Annotated in this window: 19 protein-coding genes; 11 read left to right on the top strand and 8 right to left on the bottom strand. The window is 73.4% G+C overall.

Annotation, left to right across the window (positions count from 1 at the left end; translation table 11 throughout):
* Positions 1-49: 49 nt before the first annotated feature.
* The gene (locus AB0958_RS06560) at positions 50-331 is read right to left on the bottom strand and encodes a SelT/SelW/SelH family protein (protein WP_366889191.1); all 282 of its coding nucleotides are present in this window, start codon (positions 329-331) and stop codon (positions 50-52) included.
* The gene (locus AB0958_RS06565) at positions 328-1,233 is read right to left on the bottom strand and encodes a HipA family kinase (RefSeq protein WP_366889192.1); all 906 of its coding nucleotides are present in this window, start codon (positions 1,231-1,233) and stop codon (positions 328-330) included. Before AB0958_RS06565 ends, AB0958_RS06560 begins: the two co-directional genes overlap by 4 nt.
* 311 nt (positions 1,234-1,544) lie before the next feature.
* Between AB0958_RS06565 and AB0958_RS06570 the strand changes: the two genes are divergently transcribed.
* Complete coding sequence (locus AB0958_RS06570) at positions 1,545-1,910, top strand: MarR family transcriptional regulator (RefSeq protein WP_366889193.1); 366 nt, start codon at positions 1,545-1,547, stop codon at positions 1,908-1,910.
* A 145-nt stretch (positions 1,911-2,055) separates the two neighbouring features.
* Here AB0958_RS06570 and AB0958_RS06575 read toward each other — a convergent pair whose 3' ends face one another.
* Positions 2,056-2,664 (bottom strand): TetR/AcrR family transcriptional regulator, encoded by a 609-nt coding sequence (locus AB0958_RS06575; protein ID WP_366889194.1) that lies wholly within the window; start codon positions 2,662-2,664, stop codon positions 2,056-2,058.
* A 112-nt stretch (positions 2,665-2,776) separates the two neighbouring features.
* Here AB0958_RS06575 and AB0958_RS06580 point away from each other — a divergent pair, with 112 nt between their 5' ends.
* Positions 2,777-3,544, top strand: a complete 768-nt coding sequence (locus tag AB0958_RS06580; protein WP_366889195.1) for an SDR family oxidoreductase — start codon at positions 2,777-2,779, stop codon at positions 3,542-3,544.
* Positions 3,545-3,768: 224 nt separating this feature from the next.
* On the opposite strand, the gene AB0958_RS06585 is transcribed toward AB0958_RS06580, so the two are convergent.
* The gene (locus AB0958_RS06585) at positions 3,769-5,283 is read right to left on the bottom strand and encodes an IucA/IucC family protein (RefSeq protein ID WP_366889196.1); all 1,515 of its coding nucleotides are present in this window, start codon (positions 5,281-5,283) and stop codon (positions 3,769-3,771) included.
* Between the two features lie 94 nt (positions 5,284-5,377).
* Between AB0958_RS06585 and AB0958_RS06590 the strand changes: the two genes are divergently transcribed.
* The 3 genes from AB0958_RS06590 to AB0958_RS06600 all read left to right on the top strand — a co-directional run bounded on the left by AB0958_RS06590 (position 5,378) and on the right by AB0958_RS06600 (position 9,047).
* Positions 5,378-6,883 carry an IucA/IucC family siderophore biosynthesis protein gene (locus AB0958_RS06590; RefSeq protein WP_366889197.1) on the top strand — a complete coding sequence of 502 codons (1,506 nt, stop codon included), beginning with the start codon at positions 5,378-5,380 and terminating at the stop codon, positions 6,881-6,883.
* Positions 6,884-6,987: 104 nt separating this feature from the next.
* Complete coding sequence (locus AB0958_RS06595) at positions 6,988-8,247, top strand: VWA domain-containing protein (RefSeq protein WP_366889198.1); 1,260 nt, start codon at positions 6,988-6,990, stop codon at positions 8,245-8,247.
* Positions 8,247-9,047 carry a hypothetical protein gene (locus tag AB0958_RS06600; protein ID WP_366889199.1) on the top strand — a complete coding sequence of 267 codons (801 nt, stop codon included), beginning with the start codon at positions 8,247-8,249 and terminating at the stop codon, positions 9,045-9,047. Before AB0958_RS06595 ends, AB0958_RS06600 begins: the two co-directional genes overlap by 1 nt.
* 56 nt (positions 9,048-9,103) lie before the next feature.
* On the opposite strand, the gene AB0958_RS06605 is transcribed toward AB0958_RS06600, so the two are convergent.
* A complete protein-coding gene (locus tag AB0958_RS06605; RefSeq protein ID WP_366889200.1) occupies positions 9,104-9,730 on the bottom strand; it encodes a winged helix-turn-helix transcriptional regulator in 627 nt (208 codons plus the stop codon).
* An 81-nt stretch (positions 9,731-9,811) separates the two neighbouring features.
* Between AB0958_RS06605 and AB0958_RS06610 the strand changes: the two genes are divergently transcribed.
* From AB0958_RS06610 to AB0958_RS06625, 4 genes are all read left to right on the top strand, one after another.
* Positions 9,812-11,020: a pyridoxal phosphate-dependent aminotransferase gene (locus AB0958_RS06610; protein ID WP_366889201.1), complete on the top strand. Its 1,209-nt coding sequence runs from the start codon at positions 9,812-9,814 to the stop codon at positions 11,018-11,020.
* Positions 11,021-11,173: 153 nt separating this feature from the next.
* Positions 11,174-11,776 carry a histidine phosphatase family protein gene (locus tag AB0958_RS06615; protein ID WP_366889202.1) on the top strand — a complete coding sequence of 201 codons (603 nt, stop codon included), beginning with the start codon at positions 11,174-11,176 and terminating at the stop codon, positions 11,774-11,776.
* A gap of 87 nt (positions 11,777-11,863) precedes the next feature.
* Entirely contained in the window at positions 11,864-12,481 is a 618-nt protein-coding gene (locus tag AB0958_RS06620; protein ID WP_366889203.1) for a hypothetical protein, read from the top strand.
* Positions 12,482-12,538: 57 nt separating this feature from the next.
* A complete protein-coding gene (locus AB0958_RS06625; RefSeq protein ID WP_366889204.1) occupies positions 12,539-12,961 on the top strand; it encodes an acyl-CoA thioesterase in 423 nt (140 codons plus the stop codon).
* Between the two features lie 32 nt (positions 12,962-12,993).
* On the opposite strand, the gene AB0958_RS06630 is transcribed toward AB0958_RS06625, so the two are convergent.
* Entirely contained in the window at positions 12,994-13,395 is a 402-nt protein-coding gene (locus AB0958_RS06630) for a helix-turn-helix domain-containing protein (protein ID WP_366889205.1), read from the bottom strand.
* Positions 13,396-13,529: 134 nt separating this feature from the next.
* Between AB0958_RS06630 and AB0958_RS06635 the strand changes: the two genes are divergently transcribed.
* Positions 13,530-14,963 carry an MFS transporter gene (locus tag AB0958_RS06635; RefSeq protein ID WP_366889207.1) on the top strand — a complete coding sequence of 478 codons (1,434 nt, stop codon included), beginning with the start codon at positions 13,530-13,532 and terminating at the stop codon, positions 14,961-14,963.
* 3 nt (positions 14,964-14,966) lie between these two features.
* On the opposite strand, the gene AB0958_RS06640 is transcribed toward AB0958_RS06635, so the two are convergent.
* Positions 14,967-15,830 (bottom strand): NAD(P)H-binding protein, encoded by an 864-nt coding sequence (locus AB0958_RS06640; RefSeq protein WP_366889208.1) that lies wholly within the window; start codon positions 15,828-15,830, stop codon positions 14,967-14,969.
* 162 nt (positions 15,831-15,992) lie between these two features.
* Between AB0958_RS06640 and AB0958_RS06645 the strand changes: the two genes are divergently transcribed.
* On the top strand, positions 15,993-16,742 hold the full coding sequence (locus AB0958_RS06645) for a helix-turn-helix domain-containing protein (protein ID WP_366889339.1): 750 nt from the start codon (positions 15,993-15,995) through the stop codon (positions 16,740-16,742).
* On the opposite strand, the gene AB0958_RS06650 is transcribed toward AB0958_RS06645, so the two are convergent.
* Entirely contained in the window at positions 16,717-18,045 is a 1,329-nt protein-coding gene (locus AB0958_RS06650) for a nucleobase:cation symporter-2 family protein (protein WP_366889340.1), read from the bottom strand. The genes AB0958_RS06645 and AB0958_RS06650 overlap by 26 nt on opposite strands.
* Positions 18,046-18,142: the final 97 nt, after the last annotated feature.

An 18,142-nucleotide genomic window follows, 5' to 3' on the forward strand; every position in this document is an offset into this window, starting at 1 on the left:
GGTCGCAGCCATCAACGAATGGCTATGACCAGCACATTTGAAACGCACCCTAGGCAGGGCTGTCCGAGTGGCCCAGGGACCTTCCCGGGGCCACTCGGTCGCGTACCGCCTGCTTCACCGCCGTGGGCTCGGGGAAGCCCTGTTCGCGCCGGTCCCACACCACCTCGTCCCCGACGCGGACGACGAAGACGCCGCCCTTGCCGGGCCTGAGCACCAGTTCGGTCAGCTCGGTCTCGAAGGTGGTCAGCAGCTCCTGCGCCAGCCAGGCCGCCCGGGGCAGCCAGCGGCACTGGGTGCAGTACTCGATCTCGACGCGCGCGTTGTCACTCATCCGAGGTGCACCGACCAATCCTGTTCCGCCGCGGGCTTGCCGTGCAGGTCCGGTACCTGCTTCAGCCAGGCCGGGCGTCCCTGCCTGGTCCTGGCCGCGCGGGCCGCCTCCTCGGAGGCGAGCTGGTCGCGGCCCGGGAAGTCGGTGGGAAGCCACCGGGCCGAGCTCCGTGCCCGCGCCAGCAGGTAACCGGCATAGGCCTCGCGCATCTCGTCCGGGGTGCCGAAGTCGGTGAGCCAGGCGTCCGGAACCTCGGCGAGGACGTCCCCGAGCAGCTGCTCGGTCACCCTGGGCGCGAGCTCGGCGTCCGCGGCCCGGGTGTCGGGGCCGTACCGGCCGAGGGCGTGGTGGCGGAAGTCGTAGGCCTTGTCGGGCGTCGAGGTGTCCCAGCGGTGGTGGAAGACGAGGGCCGCACCGTGGTCGATGAGCCACAGGCGCGGCCGGGCGATGCCGAGGGCCGGCCAGACCATGAGGTTGGAGCTGTGCACCGTACGGTCGACGTTGACGGTGAGCGCGTCCAGCCAGACGATCCGGCCCGCCTCCAGCGGGTCCACCGGGAAGACCTCGGCGATCTCCGGGGTGAAGTCCCTGGCACCCGGCAGGAAGTCCATCCCGAGGTTCACCCCCGCGCTGGCCGCGTGCAGCTCGCGCACCTCCTGGTGCGGCTCGTGGGCGGCGATGGCGGGGTCGAAGCGCACCGTCACCAGCTCGGGGAAACGCAGCCCGAGCGCCCGTGCCAGCTCCCCCACGATCACCTCGGCGACCAGCGCCTTGTGCCCCTGCGCCGACCCGGTGAACTTCACCACGTACGTGCCCAGGTCGTCGGCCTCGACGACTCCCGGGACGGACCCCCCGGAGTGGAGCGGCGCGAGGTAGCGGGTGGCCGTGACCTCTCTGAGCATGTCCGCCCTCCTGTCCGGCCTGCGGCGTGAAGTGACCATGGTAGCCGCGCGTGGCGGTCAGCGAGGGCGGCCCGTGACGGCCGGGTCCGACCGCTCCGGGCGCCCGGCCCCGTGCGGTTCCCCGTCCGCCGCCCCGCGCCGACGCCGGCGGCCCGGCGTGGCGGCGTCCCGCGCGATCGCGGGCAGGATGCCGGCGACGACGCTCTCGGCTGACCGCCTGCCGCCCGGCGGCAGGGACCGCACGCAGACCCGACACCGGGGGACGGAAACGGAACGCCTGGCCCCTGAGACAGACCGAGGACAGCGACGCCGTGACAGAGCCGCACGACGATGACGACCGAACCCCGGACACCGAGAACATCTCCCGGCTGTGGGAGCGGGTCGTGCCCATGTTCTCCCTGTTGCAGGGGCGGATGGACCGTACGTTGAGCCACCGTCACGGTGTCGGGGTGGGACCGCTGATGGCCTTGGGCGTGCTGGTCCGCGAGCATCCGGAGTCGGTGACGGTGGGCGGGGTCGCCCGGCGGCTGGGCCTGAGCGTCTCGGCGGCCAGCCGGATGCTCGCCCACCTGGAGCGCGCGGGCTGGACGGGTCCGGGTGGCCTGGCCCTGCGACCGGCGCACCAGCCGGGTCGCGGCCACGGACTCCGGGTTACGGCTGTGGAGCCGGGCCAGTGAGACGCTCGACCGCGAACTGGACCACGCCTTCGGGACGTTGCTGTTCGACGAGAAGTACGCGCATGTCGTGGCCCGCTTGTGCCGAGCGCACGAGGACCCGCCCGCGCGCTGACCGGGGAGGCGGGCGACAGGCGGCGGGGCGGCCTCAGGAGGACGGTTCGGGCCAGACCGCCATGGCGTACGCGGCCACGCGGCGCAGCTCTTCGGTGGTCGCCCCGTCCCGGGCCTGCTGGGACATGCCCTGCACGACCGCGGCGAAGTAGACGGCCAGGGCCCGGGTGTCGGTCCCCGCGGGGAGCGAGCCCAGGGCCTTGGCCTCGTTCAGGCGCTTCTCGAAGGACCCGACGTTCGCCGCCCTGCGGGTGCGCAGGTCCCGCTCGACGTCGGCGGTCCCCGGGGAGTAGTTGGTCGCCGCGGAGATGACCAGGCAGCCCGCCGGGTGCGTGGGATCGGTGTAGGACACCGCCGCCTCGTCCAGCATCCGGGCGAAACCCGTGCGGGCGTCGCTCTCCTCGGCCAGCGCGTTCCCCATGAACGCGCCGAAGGTGCTGCCGTACCGGTCGACGACCTCGGTGAAGAGGGCGCGCTTGTCGCCGAAGGCCGCGTACAGGCTCGGCGGCGAGATGCCCATGGCGGCGGTCAGGTCGGCGACGGACGTGCCCTCGTAGCCGTGCTGCCAGAACAGCAGCGTGGCCTGGACGAGTGCGACCTCGCGGTCGAAACTCCGCGGCCTGCCGCGCTTGGTCGTAGTCATGCCGGGATTTTACAGCGATCGCTAAAGAATACGTGTAGGCTAAATACGTAGCCATCGCTACAGAAGTCCACCGCAGAAGTTCTCGACAGAAGTCCGGGACGAAGGGAAGACCATGGGCACGCTCACGGGGAAGACGGCACTGGTGACGGGCGGCAGCCGCGGGATCGGACGGGCGATCGCCGAGCGGCTGGGCGCCGAGGGAGCGCTGGTGGCCGTGCACTACGGGCGCAACGCCGCGGCCGCCGAGGAAGTCGTCGAGGCCGTCCGGGCCAAGGGCGGCAGCGCCTTCGCGGTCCAGGCCGAACTGGGCACCCCCGGCGACGTGGCGACCCTCTGGGAGGGCTACGACCGCCAGGCCCTTGAGCACTCGGGCAGCACCGACCTCGACGTGCTGGTCAACAACGCCGGCGTCACCCCGCGCGGCGAGATCGAGGACACCACGCCCGAGGCGTTCGACGAGGCCGTCGCCGTCAACATGCGCGCACCGTTCTTCCTCGCCCAGCAGGGGCTCAAGCGGCTCCGGGACGGCGGACGGGTCGTCAACATCTCGTCGGGCGCGACCCGCATCGCCCTCACCGACATCATCGCGTACGCCATGACCAAGGGCGCGATCGACGCCTTCACGCTCACCCTCGCCAAGGCGGTCGGCGGCCGTGGGATCACCGTCAACTCGGTGGCGCCCGGCATCGTCGACACCGACATCAACGCGTCCTGGCTGCGGGGCGACGAGGCGGCTCAGCGGTCCGCCGCGGAGCTCTCGGCGCTCGGGCGGGTGGGCCGCCCCGAGGACATCGCCGACGTGGTCGCCTTCCTCGCCTCCGACGACGCGCGCTGGGTGACCGGACAGGTCGTCGACGCCACCGGCGGCTCCCAGCTCTGACCGGCGGCCGCCATCGGGCGGGACCGGAGCCACGCACGGGTGTCAACGGGGACACCGCGATCACACGCACACCAGACACTCTGCAGCTGGAGGCCCCATGCACGTCGTCATCGCCTGGTGGGACAAGCGACGCACCACCGCGGCCGGCACCGCCCGGCCGTGCCCGTCCGGGCCGGCGGGCAGCCGGCGGGCAGGCCGGGCGGGAGCGGTCGGCCGACGCGGTCTCAGGCCAGCGGGTTGGGCAGCGGCAGGTACCGGGCGTCGGCGCCGTCCGCCCCGGTCCAGCGCAGCAGCAGGTTGGTCTTGCCCGGCAGGGTCGGCGACGCCAGCAGGTCCGTCACCTCCGGGAGCGGGTGCCGGGCCAGCTCCCGCCGCGCCGCGGGCCACGGGTCGAACCCGGCGTGCCGCTCGGCGAGCGCCGCGGCGACCTCGGTGAGGTGGTTGACGACCAGGCAGTACACCAGGCGCTCCCACCCGGCGGACCGGGCCACGTCGGTCAGCAGCTTGACCCCTTCGGCGTCCCGGAACAGCGCCTGCACCGGCGTGCCGTCCGCGTCGACCGCGACCAGGGTGTTCTGCAGATGCGCCTCCAGTACGACGCCGTGGTCGGCGAAGGCGGCGAGGACGGGGGGGACGACCACCCGCAGGTACGCCTCCCACCAGGCCCCCGGATCGGCGGCCGTGGCCAGCGGGTTGCCGTCGAAGCCCTCCACCAGGCCGGCGGCGAGCAGCGGGGTCGCTCCCGGCAGCAGCGGTCCGCGCAGCCCGTCCCGCACGATGACCGCGAGTTCCTCGAAGGCGAACCGGGCGGTCCGGTAGCCGCGGTCGCCGAGCCAGCCGGCCGGGCCCTCGACCGCCGTGAACGCGGCGCTCGCCGCGGTGTTGGTACGGGACATTTTCCTCAGGTCGTGCGCCCACAGCCGGCGGATGTCGTTGGTGATGCGGACGTCCAGGCTGAACTTGAGGAAGAGATCGCGCACCGGCTCGTACACGGTGCGGATCGCGGCCGTGGGCCAGGTGGCGAAGTCCGTCTCGCCGAGGCGCAGCAGCCTGCCGTCCGCGAAGGCGGGGGCGAGGTCACGGGCGGCCAGGTCGAGCTGCCAGGGGTGGGCCGGCAGCAGCCGGTAGCCGGGCGGTACGGCGGCCAGCCGGTCCAGCGCCGTCAGGTCGCCCTCCTCCGCCACCTCGTCCTCGCGCACCCCGAGCAGTACCAGCGGGAACCGGGCGTGTGCCTCGGGGGCGTACGGCAACCAGGCGGCGACCGGGCCGCCGCCGCGCGCCTTGGGGGCGGGGTGGTAGGGATGGCCGGTGATGAGGGACTGCTCCGAGCGCAGATACGGGTCGTCGGGCGCCGTCGCCCCGGCGCGTGCGGTGAGCAGCGCGGCGACCGCGTCCCGGCTGTCGATCATCTCGGCCGGCAGGTCGCCGTTGGACAGCCCGGTGTGCCTGCGCAGCTCCTCGCTGACGAGTTTCACCAGTTCGGCGTGGCCGACGCGGTGCCAGGCGCCGTCCGCGTACACCTCGGGGGCGGCGGGCCGGCGCGCGCCGCGCACCCGCAGCAGCCGGCCGCCGCCGGGCAGCCGGTAGCTCCGCCGTGCCCGCTCGCCCGCGTCCTTCCCGGCGTCCGGGAGCGGCTCGGCCAGCTCCCGCAGCAGGCAGTTCAGCAAGGGGGCGGCGGCGTACGCGTCGGCGCGCTCCGCGACGGCGTCGCTGGGGGGCATGAGGTCCACGCGTTCCATTCGTTCGCTACGTCCACACAGTCCGATCACGATCAGTATGTCTCCCGACGACGGTCATCATGACCGTCGTACCCACCTCCCGAGGAGTCCCCCCGTGCACCGTCCCTCCCCCATCGAGAACCGGCTCGGCGCCGAGCTGGCCGAGGCGCGGCCGGACCTCGTCGAGCGGTACTCGGCCGAGCTGCCGGGTGCGCGGGCGGCGGTGCTGACCCGGCTGTGGCGGGCGCTGGCGCACGAGCCGCTGCCGTGGGTGGTGCGCCGGGTGCGCGGGGCGCACGGTCTGGCCCTGCGGCTGGCCGACGGGCGGGCGCTGCACGGCCCGCACGCGGACCCGTTCGCCACCGGCGCGTACGTGACGACCGTCCATCTGGATTCGGTGGCGTACGACGATCCGGCGCGGTTGACGACCGACCTGGGGTGGCCGCACGCGTCGGGTCTCGCGGCCGAGCTCGGGCACAGTGCGGCCTCGCTCGCGCTCTCGCGGGCCGGTCAGGGGGCCGGTTCCCGGGAGTGGCCCGCACAGGACTGGCAGTGGGAGCAGCGGGTCGTCGACGGGCACCCCTTTCACCCCAACTGCCGTTCGCGGCCGGGTTTCTCGGTGGCGGAGCAGCTCGCGTACGGGCCGGAGCACCGGCCGGTGGTGCCGCTGGAGACGGTGCCGGTCCCGGCCGGGGACTGTCTGCTGACCGGTGACTGGCCGGAGGAACTGCGGGACGGCGGGCGGCTGCTGATTCCCGTGCATCCCTGGCAGGCCGCCCATGTCCTCAAGGGCGGCGGCGCGGAGCCCTGGCGGGCCGGGCACCCGCTGATGTCCCTGCGCACGCTGGCGCTGCCGGACGGACCGCACGTCAAGACGGCGCTCAGCGCCCGGCTGACCTCGTCCGTACGGGACATCTCCACGTACTCGATCGGCGCGGCCATGGCGCTGTCGTCGTTCGCGTCGGATCTGGCGGCCCGCACCGACGGCCTCCTGCACGTCACCCGCACGCTGGGCGCGGCCACCGCCGACTCGCCGGATCTGGCGGCGGTGCTGCGCGAGTCGCCGCAGGCCTACGCGGCGCCGGGCGAACGGGTGCTGCCGGTGGCGGCCCTGGCCACCACCTCCCTGCCCGAATCCCCCTTCTGGATGGCCGAGTTCACCCGCCTCGCCCTGACGGTGGGGCTGCGGCTGCTGGACCTGGGCGTGGCCCTGGAGGCACACGGCCAGAACCTGCTCGTGGTGCTCTCCGCGACCGGCGCGCCGCTGCGTCTGGTCTACCGCGACCTGGCCGACATCCGGCTCAGCCCCGCCCGGCTGACCCGGCACGGCATCACCCCACCGGATCTGACGGGCCGCCAGGTCACGGACGACGAGACCGTCCTGCGCCGCAAGCTGTTCGGCTCGCTGGTCGCGGGCGCGCTGGCCGGTACGGCGGGTTCCGGCCCGGCCCTGGCGAACGCCCTGGCCACGGCCGCGGATCGGGTGCCCGGCACCCCCGATCTGACCGCGCTCCTCGAAGACCCCCTGCCGGCCAAGGCGTTGACCCTGATGCGGCTGTCGCCACAGCTGCCCGGGGACCAGTGGGCGGCGCTGCCGAACCCGCTCACGGGTGCCCGCTGACCGATGTGGGCGCGCGCTGCCCGGAGTTGGCCTGCCGGCCACCTGCGCGTCGGCGCCAGGACCTCGTTTTGGAGCCCGGCGCCCTGGATCAATAAGATCCGCCGATGATCAGAACACAACGGCCGGTGGCAGGAGTCTGCGCGCTGCTCGCCGCCCTGGCCGCCGGGATCGCGTTCCCCGGCCCGGCGGCCGCCGACGAGACCGACCAGGCGGCTCCCAAGGTGGAGCTCGTGCTCGACGTCAGCGGGTCCATGCGGACGGCGGACATAGACGGCGGGACGCGGATGGCCGCGGCCAAGCAGGCGTTCGACGATGTGCTGGACGCGACGCCCGAGGCGGTGCAGCTCGGCATCCGCACCCTCGGTGCCAACTACCGTGGCAACGACCGCAAGGAGGGTTGCAAGGACACCGCGCAGCTCTACCCGGTCAGCACCCTCGACCGCACCGAGGCGAAGACCGCCGTCGCCACCCTCCAGCCGACCGGATGGACGCCGATCGGCCCGGCACTGCTCAAGGCCGCCGACGATCTGCAAGGCGGCTCCGGCACCCGACGTATCGTCCTGATCAGCGACGGCGAGGACACCTGCCAGCCGCTGGACCCCTGCGAGGTGGCCCGGGAGATCGCCGCCAAGGGCATCGGGCTGACCATCGACACCCTCGGCCTGGTGCCGGACGCCAAGACCCGCGACCAGCTCAGCTGCATCGCGGACGCGACCGGCGGCACCTACACGTCGGTCGAGCACAAGAAGGAACTGACCAACAGAGTGGGTCAGTTGGTGGACCGGGCCGCCGATCCGGTGGTGACGCCGGTGGCCACCGAGGGGACGGACCAGTGCTCGTCCGCGCCCTCACTGAAGTCCGGCCTGTACACCGACCGCGAGGAGTTCGGGCAGCAGCGCTGGTACAAGGTGGACGTCGGCCCCGGCCAGGAGCTGCGGACGTCGGTGAGCGTCGCGGCCGACCGGGCCGTGAACGCCGACTACGGGGTGCTGCTGCGCGCGGTGACCGCGAGCGGGCGCGAGATCGTGCGCGGCGAGGCCTCGGGGACGGGCCGTACGGACGTCATCTCGACCGGGTTGCGGTACCCGAAGGCGAAGAGCGACGACGACACCACCGCGGAGACCGTCTGCCTCCAGGTGACCAACTCCTTCTCGGCCGCGGCCGGGGTGAAGACCAGTCCCGGCCTGCCCGTCGAACTGACGGTCGACGTGGTGGACGGCCCCTCGAAGGCGGCCGACGTCGCCTCCTTCGGACTCGGCCGCGGCTGGTGGCTGCTCGGCGCCCTGGTGCTGACCGGTTTCCTCGCGGGTCTGGTGTGGGGCTGGGTGTCGCGCTGGCGGATCGCGGTCTGGAGGACCAACTGATGCGGATCACACGAGTGCTGAGTGCGGCCCTGCTGGCGGTGGGCCTGGCGGCGGGTCCGGCGGTCGCCGACTCCTCCCCCTCCCCCAGCGCCTCCGAGGACGGCGGCGCGCCGACCCGGGCGGGCACCTCCTTCCGTACGGCGACGGAGCTCGAACAGGGCCAGCGGGCCACGGCCGGCGGCTCCACGGGCGACTACCTGTACTGGTCGTTCCCGGCGGACGTGGGCCAGCGCCCCGACGTCACGGCGACGGTGAAACTGCCCGCCTCGCACGCGGCGCAGACCTGGGGGATCGACGTGTACGACGGTCTGCGGCGCCGCCAGGCCTGCCAGTACGGCGCCGCGACCCGCACGGTCGCGCAGGGCGCCTCCTCGGTGGAGCTGACCTGCGTGCTGCGTACGGTGCGCGCCTGGGCCGAGCCGTGGGCGAACGATCCGCTGCCCGGCACGTACTACATCCGGCTGACGGTGCTGAACCTGAGCGCGGCCGACCTCGGCCAGCCGGTGAGCGCCGAGGTGCGGGCGGACTCCGAGGACGTCGGCGGCTCGGCGGCGGTGGACGGTTCGCTGGCGAAGCCGCTGGTGCCGGGCATCGCCGTGCAGTCCGAGTCCGGTGACGGGGACAAGAAGGCCGCGGTGCTGTCCAGCTTCGGCTCCGACGACGGCTGGTCGTCCGGCTGGTGGACGGACCGCTGGGTGTGGACCGCGGTCGGCGGTGTGCTGGCCGCGCTCGCCGGCATCGGCGGGTACGCGCTGACCCGGGGGTCGGGCCGGCCGTCGCGGGTGCCGCCGGGCGCCTGATCCCGGCCGGACCGGGTGGACCGGGCCCTCCGTTCGCGGTGGGCCCGGTCGCCGTTTCAGGCCTCGCGCAGCGCCTTGGCCAGGGCGCCGTCGCCCGTCACCGTCACCCGCCCGCCGCGTACCGCGTCCGGCAGCGCCAACTCGCCCCGGGCCAGGGCCGTACAGGTCTCCGTGTCCAGCAGCAGCCGGGCGTCGGGGTCCGCCGGGGCCGGGCCGTCGCCGTACACCGGGCCGTCCTCCGCTCCGACGTGGAGGTGGAACTCGCCCTCCTCCAGCTGGACTTCGACGAGTCCCGCGCCGTCCAGGAACCGCAGCAGGGGCAGCGCGAACCAGTGGGCGCGGGCCGCGTCCGTGGGGCGCCGCTCGCCCAGCTCCGGCTCGCCCCACCTGCCCAGCGCCTGGAGCACCGGCAGCAACTCCCGTCCGCGCGGCGTGAGTTCGTAGACGTAGGCGGCACCGGGCGGAGGCAGCCGCCGCCTGGTCGTGAGCCCGTCCCGCTCCATGTCCTTCAGCCGGGAGGCGAGGACGTCCGTGCTGACCCCCGGCAGATCCGCGTGCAGGTCGGTGTAGCGGCGGGGACCGGCGAGCAGCTCCCGGACGATCAGCAGGGTCCAGCGGTCGCCGACGACGTCGAGGGCGCGGGCCGCGGAACAGTACTGGTCGTAGCTTCGGCGAGGTGACATGCGACGCAGTCTAGACAAGGTGTTGGACTTTCCAAGCTCCCACTTGGTAAAACCAAGCAACACGAGTTCCCGGAGGGGCGCATGGAGTTCCGGCAGTCCAACAAGCTCAGCGAGGTCTGTTACGAGATCCGCGGGCCGGTGATCGAGCACGCCAACGCGCTGGAGGAGGCGGGCCACAGCGTGCTGCGCCTGAACACCGGCAACCCCGCGCTGTTCGGCTTCGAGGCGCCGGAGGAGATCCTCCAGGACATGATCCGGATGCTCCCGCAGGCGCACGGCTACACGGACTCGCGGGGCATCCTCTCCGCGCGCCGGGCGGTGGCGCAGCGCTACCAGACGCTGGGCCTGGAGGTAGGCGTCGACGACGTGTTCCTCGGCAACGGCGTCTCGGAGCTGGTCTCCATGGCCGTACAGGCGCTGGTCGAGGACGGCGACGAGATCCTCATCCCGGCCCCCGACTTCCCGCTGTGGACGGCGGTGACCACGCTCGCCGGCGGCAAGGCGGTGCACTACCTCTGCGACGAACAGTCCGACTGGTACCCGGACCTGGCCGACATGGAGTCGAAGATCACGGACCGCACCAAGGCCGTGGTCGTCATCAACCCGAACAACCCGACCGGCGCGGTCTACCCGAAGGAGATTCTGGAGGGCATCCTCGACCTGGCCCGCCGACACGGCCTGATGGTCTTCGCGGACGAGATCTACGACCAGATCCTGTACGACGACGCCGTCCACCACTCGACCGCGGCCCTCGCCCCCGACCTGGTGGTCCTCACCTTCTGCGGACTGTCCAAGACGTACCGGGTGGCGGGCTTCCGCTCCGGCTGGCTGGTCGTCACCGGCCCCCGACAGCACGCCAAGGACTACCTGGAGGGCCTCACCATGCTGGCCTCCATGCGGCTGTGCGCCAACGCGCCCGCGCAGTACGCCATCCAGGCCGCGCTCGGCGGCCGGCAGTCCATCCGCGAACTCGTCACCCCCGGCGGACGGCTGCACGAGCAGCGGACGGTGGCGTGGGAGAAGCTCAACGAGATCCCCGGGGTCTCCTGCGTCAAGCCGAAGGGCGCCCTCTACGCCTTCCCGCGCATCGACCCCAAGGTCCACCCCATCCACGACGACGAGAAGTTCGTCCTCGACCTCCTGCTCCAGGAGAAGATCCAGGTCGTCCAGGGCACCGGCTTCAACTGGCCCGCCACCGACCACTTCCGCATCCTCACCCTCCCCCACGCGGAGGACCTGGAGACGGCGATCGGCCGGATCGGACGGTTCCTGAGCGGGTACCGGCAGTAGCCCGCGGGGCCATCCGGCCCGCACCGCGCCGACCGGTCCGCCCCTGCCGCTCCGTCACCGAGCCCCGCGCTGCTCCGTCCGGTGGACCCGCGGCACGGCCTGCGGGCGCGTGACGTCGCCGAACCGGAGCGCCGGGCTCTTAGCCTCTGACGCATGGCTGATGTCTTTCTCGTCCGGCACGGTGAGACCGAGTGGTCGCGGTCCGGACGGCATACCGGGTGGACCGACGTGCCGCTCACCGAGCACGGCAGGGACGAGGCACGGCGGCTGGAGCCGCTGATCCGCTCCCACCGCATCGGTGCCGCCTTCGTCAGCCCGCTCCGGCGGGCCCGCGAGACCGCCGAGCTGATCGGAGTGGCCGAGACCGCCCGGGTCGACGCCGACCTGCGGGAGTGGGACTACGGCGGCTACGAGGGCGTGACCACCGTGGAGATCCAGCGCACCCGGCCCGGCTGGTTCCTGTTCGCCGACGGGGTGGCGCCGGGCCCCCCGGACCGTCCCGGGGAGAGCCCGGAGCAGGTCGGAGAGCGGGCCGACCGGATGCTGGCCAAGGTCGACGCGGCCCTCGCCGACACGGAGGGGGCCGTGCTCCTGGTGGCCCACGGACACTTCCTGCGCGTCCTGACCGCCCGCCGTCTCGGCCTGCCCCCGTCCGCCGGGGCCCTCTTCCAACTGGCGACCGGGACGCTGTGCCGGCTGGGCACGGAGCACGACCGGCCGGTGATCGCGGGGTGGAACATCCGGCCCGGCGGGTAGCGGGACCGCGTTGTCGGCGCCCGGTCGTACGCTGCGCATGGGCCGCTCAGCAGGCGGCTGCGGACGTGAACCACCGGGAGGAGCACCGTGACCCGACCGCCCACCGCCGCGCAGCGGCGTGTCATCGACGCCGCCGACCCGGTCACCGGGCGGCTGCGGGGTACTCAGGCGCAGCTCACGGCGCTGGTGAAGCGCGGGCTCGCCTTCCGGCACCCGCGCCCGCCGCACGACCACTTCCTGACGCCGGCCGGGCACCGGACACGGGAGAGTCCGGAGCCGCCGGCCGCGGCGGAGCCCGAGCCGGCCCACGGCTTCGCCGCGCGGGTCGGCGGGGAGGAACGGGCCGACGGCGGGCCCGCGCGGGCGCGGGAGGTGCACAGCGCCTGGCAGGGACTCCTCGAACTGCGCCGGATGACCAACCCCGACGGCGCCACGGACCGGCCCTGCGGCTGGGAGCGCACGCACCTGGTGCGGGCCGCCGCGCTCGCCCTGGAGGCGGCCGGACACCGGCCGGAAGGACCGGAAGGGCCCGGCTACCGCGTCCGGGCCACCCCGCAGCCGGAGGCGGTCGCCGTGTACGTGCCCGACGGCGAGGACCTGCGGGCGTGCGCGGGCACGCTGGAGGGAGCGGGCTGGCAGACCGGTGAGTACACCGAACCGCGGACCAGGACGCGCTATCTGCTGGCATCGCCACGCCGGGTGTGACGCCCGTGCCAGGATGCCGGCAAAGGATCAGTGCGTCGTACACGAGAAGGAGAAGTCGTGAGCGAGCCGTATTCCGTCCGCGTCACGGTCCGTGGCTACGAGACCGACGTCCAGGGCCACCTGAACCAGGCGGTGTACCTCAACTACGCCGAGCACGCCCGCTGGTCGCTCCTCCAGGCCGCCGGGATCACCCAGGCCCAGCTGGGCGGCCGGGGGGTGGGTCCGGTGGCCCTGGAGACCACCATCCGGTACAAACGCGAGCTGGTCGCGGGTGACGAGGTCGATGTGACCTGCGTCTTCGAGTGGAGCGGCGGCAAGACCTTCCGGATACTCCAGAGGATCACCAAGGCGGACGGCACGCTCGCCGCCGAGGTCGACGCGGTCGGCGGGCTGCTGGATCTGAAGGCCCGCAAGCTGGTCGCCGACCCGCGCGAGGTCTTCAAGGAACTCACCTCGGCCCTGGAGCTGTTCGGGCTCTGACGCGATCCGCCCCCCACCGCACCGGTCAGACCCTAGGCGTCGAGCAGCTCCGGCCGGTGCTCGGCGTCGTAGGCCGCGCGCGCCTCGGCCACGTACTCGCGGTTGCGCTCGGCCCAGTCGGTCAGCCGCAGCAGGGTCTCGTGCAACTCAACGGCCACCGGAGTGAGTTCGTACTCGACCTTCGGCGGCACCGTCGGATGGACGGTGCGGGTGACCAGCCCGTCGCGCTCCAGGTTGCGCAGGGTGAGGGCCAGCATCCGGCGGCTGATGCCCTCGATACCGCGCTCCAGCTCGGTGAAGCGGATCGGGCCGTGCGCGGCCGCGACCAGGATCTGCACGCTCCATTTGCCGGCCACCCTGTCAAGAACCTCGCGGACCGGGCACGCGTGGGCGTTCACCACCTGGGTGGTAACACCGGTGTTCCTCCGGGACATCGAACTGCCTCCTTACGCCGTCCTCCCATGGTCACTCACCATGAAACCCCGTTACAAGTCGTGCACCTTGCGCACGATCGGTTCCTGTTGGTGTCCCTGACGAGTTCTAGGGCGATTGCGGAGGCCAGAAGGCCATGTCGACCACGACCGGCACACCGGCCGCACCGGTGACTCTTCCTCGAACATACCCGCGCCGGGCGTCCCTCGCCGTGCTGTGCGCGGGCGCGCTGATGACGATCCTGGACGGCACCGTCGTCACGGTGGCGATGCCGGCCGTCCAACGCGACCTGGACTTCAGCGGTCCGGGGCTGGCCTGGGTGGTGAACGCCTACCTGATCCCGTTCGGCGGTCTGCTGCTGCTGTTCGGCCGTCTGGGTGATCTGCTCGGCCGCAAGCGGATGTTCACGGCCGGGCTCGCGGTGTTCACCGCGGCCTCCGTGGCCTGCGGACTGGCCCCGAGCCAGGGCGCGCTGATCGCCGCGCGGGCCGTGCAGGGCGCCGGCGGGGCGATGTCCTCGGCGGTGGTCCTCGGCATGCTGGTCGCGCTCTACCCCGAGCCACGTGAACAGGCGCGGGCCATCGCCGTGTTCAGTGCGGTCGGGTCGGTGGGCGCCACCCTCGGCACGTTTCTCGGCGGGGCGCTGACGCAGACGCTGAGCTGGCACTGGATCTTCCTGATCAACCTGCCGATCGGGGTGGCCGCCTGGCTGGCGGCACTGCGCGTCCTGACCCGCGACTTCGGCGCCGGACCCGTCGGCGGCGCGGACTGGCCGGGCGCCGCCCTGGTCACCGGCGCGCTGATGCTCACCGTCTACGTCATCGTCGGCGCCGGCGACCGCGGACCGGCCGCCACCGCCGCGCTCGCCGCGCTCGCCCTCGCGCTCCTCGTGGCGTTCGCCGTCCGCCAGGCACGGGCCGACCGCCCCCTGCTGCGGCTGCGGATACTGCGCTCCCGGGCGTTGAGCGGCGCGAACGGCGTGCAGGTCCTGATGGTCGCGACCATGTACGGCTTCCAGTTCCTCGGCGCGCTCTACCTCCAGCGCGTCCTGGGTTTCGGCGCGTTGCACACCGGGCTGGCCTTCGTGCCGGCGCCGCTCGCGATCGGCGTGCTGATGCTCGGGCTGTCGGCGCGCCTCACCGGCCGGTTCGGCGGGTACCGGGTGCTGCTCGCCGGGCTGGTGCTCATCACCGTCGGGATGGTCCTGCTGAGCCGGGCGCCCGCCGACGGCTCGTACGCGTCCGACGTACTGCCGCCGATGCTGCTCATGGCGGCCGGGTTCGCCGCGGCGATGCCCCCGCTCACCGGTCTCGCCATGTCCGGCGCCCGCCCGGAGGACGCCGGACTGGCCTCCGGACTCTTCAACTCGACCCAGGTGGTGGGTGGTTCACTCGGACTGGCCGTGCTGTCCACGCTCGCGGCGAGCCGTACCGGCGGGCTGCTGCACCGGGGTGCCGAGCTGGTACCGGCCACGGCGGAGGGCTACCGGCTGGCGTTCCGGGTGGCGGCGGTGGTCGCGGCGACGGCCCTGGCACTGGCGGCGGTCACCCTCCGGCCGGACGAGGAGTGAGCCTCAGCCCGTCTCGAACAGGCCCCGGTTGTCCTGGGCCCAGGTACGGAAGGACCGGGCCGGGCGGCCCAGCACCTCGGGTACGTCCCCGGTGACCACCGCGTTGCCACCGGCCCGGACGAACCCCACCCCCGTCAGCACGCCCTCGGCGCGGGGTCCGTCCATGCCCCACGCGGTGCGCAGGAAGTCACGCGTCCCCTCCGGGGTCAGGTCCCGGGTCGGGACGGGGCGGCCCAGGACCTCGGCGAGGACGGCGGCCTGACCGGGGACGTCGATCGCCTCGGGACCGGTCAGGGTGTACGTCCGCCCCGCGTGCCCGGCGTCGAGCAGGGCCCGCACCGCCACCTCGGCGATGTCACGCGGGTCGATCACGCCCGACGCGCCGTCCCCGGTCATGTTGGGCACCGGCTCACCCGCCCGCATCGCCTGGATCCAGGTCAACGTGTTCGAGGCGAACGAGGAGGGCCGCAGCACGGTCCAGTCGGCTCCGCTCTCCCGCACCGCGCGCTCACCCGCCACGTGCCAGTGCCCGGAGGGGCCGACGGCGGGGTCCCCGGTGCCGATGGCGGAGAGCTTCACGAGCCGCCGCACCCCCGCGGCGCGGGCCGCCGCGACCAGCGCCGCGTCCTCCCCCGCGTCCGGGCCGGGCGGCCTGAGCAGGAAGGCTGCCGTCGCCCCGGTGAGCGCGGCGGCCACGGAAGCCGGGTCGGTGTAGTCCCCACGGACCACCTCCACCCCGGCGGGCACCCGTGCCCTCGCGGGGTAGCGGGTGAGCGCGCGCACCTTCGCACCGCCCTCGGCCAGCTGTCGTACGAGTTCGCTCCCGATGGTGCCCGTGGCACCCGTCACCAGAATCATGCCGTCCACGGTGGGCCCGCCCGGGCGCCCGGCTCTTGGAAATTCCGGCACGACAGGAGCGGCCGGAGGACCGTGCCGGGCGCTTACGGTGGAGGGGTGCCGACGACCACCACCGAGCCGCTTCCCACCGCACCCGACGGGCTGCGCCCCTGGATCGCCGGGGTGCGCACCATGTCCTTCGCCGAGCCGCCCGACGGCACGTTCGTCCAACTGCCGGACGCGGTGACCAAGGTGGTGCTGCGGGTGACGGGGGACGGACGGCGTGACGTGCTGGCGGTCGGTCCGCGGGTGCGCGCCACCTATCACGAGGGGAAGGGGCACATCACCTGTGTGGAGCTGCGCCTCGCACCGGGAACGGCCCTGCCCCTGCTGGGAGTCGCGGCCGCCGGGCTGGTCGGCCGGGTGGTGCCGCTCGACCGCCTGCCGGGCCGGGCGGCGCACCGGTTCGCGCGGGAGGTGCGGTGGCTGGACCCCTTGGTGGCGCTGCCGCGGATCGCCGAGGTGCTGCCCGGCCTGCTCGCCGGGCAGGCGGATCCGGCCCGGACGGAGCTGCTGCGGGCAGGGGTGGACGCGTTGTCGGTGCGGATGGACCGGGCGCCCGCGCGGGTGCGTGAGGTGGCCCACGAACTGGCGGTGAGCGAACGCCAGTTGCGGAACCTGTTCACCGAGGGGGTGGGCGTCTCGCCGAAGCACTACGCCCGTATCGACCGCGTCCGCACGGTCGCCATCCGGGCGGGCAGCGGCACCCGCTGGTCCGAACTGGCGGCCGCCACGGGCTACTTCGACCAGTCGCACATGACGACCGACTTCCGCACCCTGATGGGCGTGCCGCCCCGCTCCTACTTCACCGGCCGGCTGCCGGCCACCACCCCGTGCCAGGCGGTCCGCCACCCGGTCACGGGATCGACTGCGGGGACGTGAGGGGCACGGCCGCCGCTGCCCGCTCCCTCGCCTCCGCGCGGCGCCCGCCCAGGTGGTTGAAGACCAGGTTCAGCAGCACGGCCGTCACGCACCCCGTGGAGATGCCCGAGTCAAGGACGATCCGGGCGGTCTCCGGGAAGGCGTGGTAGAAGGCCGGCGCGGTGATCGGGACGATGCCGACGGCCAGCGCGACGGCGACGACCAGGATGTTGTCGCCCTTGTCCAGACCGGCCCCGACCAGGGTCTGGATGCCGCTGGCCGCCACCGAGCCGAACAGGACCACACCCGCGCCGCCCAGCACCGGACGGGGGACGACGGCGATCAGGGCGGCGGCGGCCGGGCACAGGCCCATCAGCACCAGGAAGCCGCCGCCGACCGCGACCACGAAGCGGCTGCGGATCCGGGTCATCGCGACCAGGCCGATGTTCTGGGCGAAGGCGCTGCACATGAACCCGTTGAAGAGCGGGCTGAGCGCCGAGCCGAGGGTGTCGGCGCGCAGCCCCGCCGTGATGGTCCGTTCGTCGGCGGGGCGTTCCACGATCTCGCCCAGCGCCAGCATGTCCGCGGTCGACTCGGTCATCGAGACCACCATCACCACGCACAGGGAGAGGATCGCGGCGAGGTGGAACTGCGGGGCGCCGAAGTGGAAGGGGGTGGGGAAGCCGACCAGGTCCGCGTCCGCGACCGGAGAGAAGTCGGTGACGCCGAACGGGACCGCGACCAGGGTGCCCGCGACCAGACCGATCAGCACGGCGATCTGCTGGACGAAACCGCGCGTGACCCGCCGCAGGAGCAGGACCAGGACCAGGGTCGCGGCGGCCAGGCCCAGGTACTTCGCCGAACCGTAGTCGGTCGCCGTGGGGTCGGGCCCCTGGGCCCAGCCGAAGGCGACCGGGAGCAGCGAGACGCCGATGAGGGTGATGACCGAGCCGGTGACGACCGGCGGGAAGAAGCGGACCGCCTTGCTGAAGAAGGGGGCGGCGAGGAAGCCGAGGAGGCCGGCGACGATCACCGCGCCGAAGATGACGGGCAGGGCGTCGGACCGGTCGTGGGTGGTGGCGGCGATCGCGGTCATGGGGGCGACCCCGGCGAAGGTGACGCCGTTGACGAAGGGCAGCCGGGCGCCGATCTTCCAGACGCCGAGGGTCTGCAGGAAGGTGGCGAGGCCCGCGGTGAAGAGGCAGGCGCCGGTGAGGAAGGTCAGTTCGCGGCCGGTGAGTCCGACGGCGGCGCCGACGATCAGGGGCGGGGCGACGACCCCGGCGTACATGGCGGCGACGTGCTGCAGACCGGTGGTCGCCATGTTCAGCGGCGGGAGTTTCTCGTCGACGGGATGCACTTCTTGCACAGCGGCTCTCCTCCGGTCGGTTGCGCGGCGGCTCTGGCGCGGGTTTCAGGGA

This window comes from Streptomyces sp. NPDC006655 (genome assembly GCF_040703965.1).
Taxonomy (GTDB): domain Bacteria; phylum Actinomycetota; class Actinomycetes; order Streptomycetales; family Streptomycetaceae; genus Streptomyces.

Bases quoted from the DNA above. Each gene is read 5' to 3' on its own strand.
- AB0958_RS06610 (WP_366889201.1), top strand. From the start codon at position 9,812: ATGGAGTTCCGGCAGTCCAACAAGCTCAGCGAGGTCTGTTACGAGATC.
- AB0958_RS06635 (WP_366889207.1), top strand. From the start codon at position 13,530: ATGTCGACCACGACCGGCACACCGGCCGCACCGGTGACTCTTCCTCGA.
- AB0958_RS06575 (WP_366889194.1), bottom strand. From the start codon at position 2,664: ATGACTACGACCAAGCGCGGCAGGCCGCGGAGTTTCGACCGCGAGGTC.
- AB0958_RS06565 (WP_366889192.1), bottom strand. From the start codon at position 1,233: ATGCTCAGAGAGGTCACGGCCACCCGCTACCTCGCGCCGCTCCACTCC.
- AB0958_RS06560 (WP_366889191.1), bottom strand. From the start codon at position 331: ATGAGTGACAACGCGCGCGTCGAGATCGAGTACTGCACCCAGTGCCGC.
- AB0958_RS06580 (WP_366889195.1), top strand. From the start codon at position 2,777: ATGGGCACGCTCACGGGGAAGACGGCACTGGTGACGGGCGGCAGCCGC.
- AB0958_RS06600 (WP_366889199.1), top strand. From the start codon at position 8,247: ATGCGGATCACACGAGTGCTGAGTGCGGCCCTGCTGGCGGTGGGCCTG.
- AB0958_RS06645 (WP_366889339.1), top strand. From the start codon at position 15,993: ATGTCCTTCGCCGAGCCGCCCGACGGCACGTTCGTCCAACTGCCGGAC.
- AB0958_RS06595 (WP_366889198.1), top strand. From the start codon at position 6,988: ATGATCAGAACACAACGGCCGGTGGCAGGAGTCTGCGCGCTGCTCGCC.
- AB0958_RS06605 (WP_366889200.1), bottom strand. From the start codon at position 9,730: ATGTCACCTCGCCGAAGCTACGACCAGTACTGTTCCGCGGCCCGCGCC.
- AB0958_RS06630 (WP_366889205.1), bottom strand. From the start codon at position 13,395: ATGTCCCGGAGGAACACCGGTGTTACCACCCAGGTGGTGAACGCCCAC.
- AB0958_RS06650 (WP_366889340.1), bottom strand. From the start codon at position 18,045: ATGGCGACCACCGGTCTGCAGCACGTCGCCGCCATGTACGCCGGGGTC.
- AB0958_RS06615 (WP_366889202.1), top strand. From the start codon at position 11,174: ATGGCTGATGTCTTTCTCGTCCGGCACGGTGAGACCGAGTGGTCGCGG.
- AB0958_RS06585 (WP_366889196.1), bottom strand. From the start codon at position 5,283: ATGGAACGCGTGGACCTCATGCCCCCCAGCGACGCCGTCGCGGAGCGC.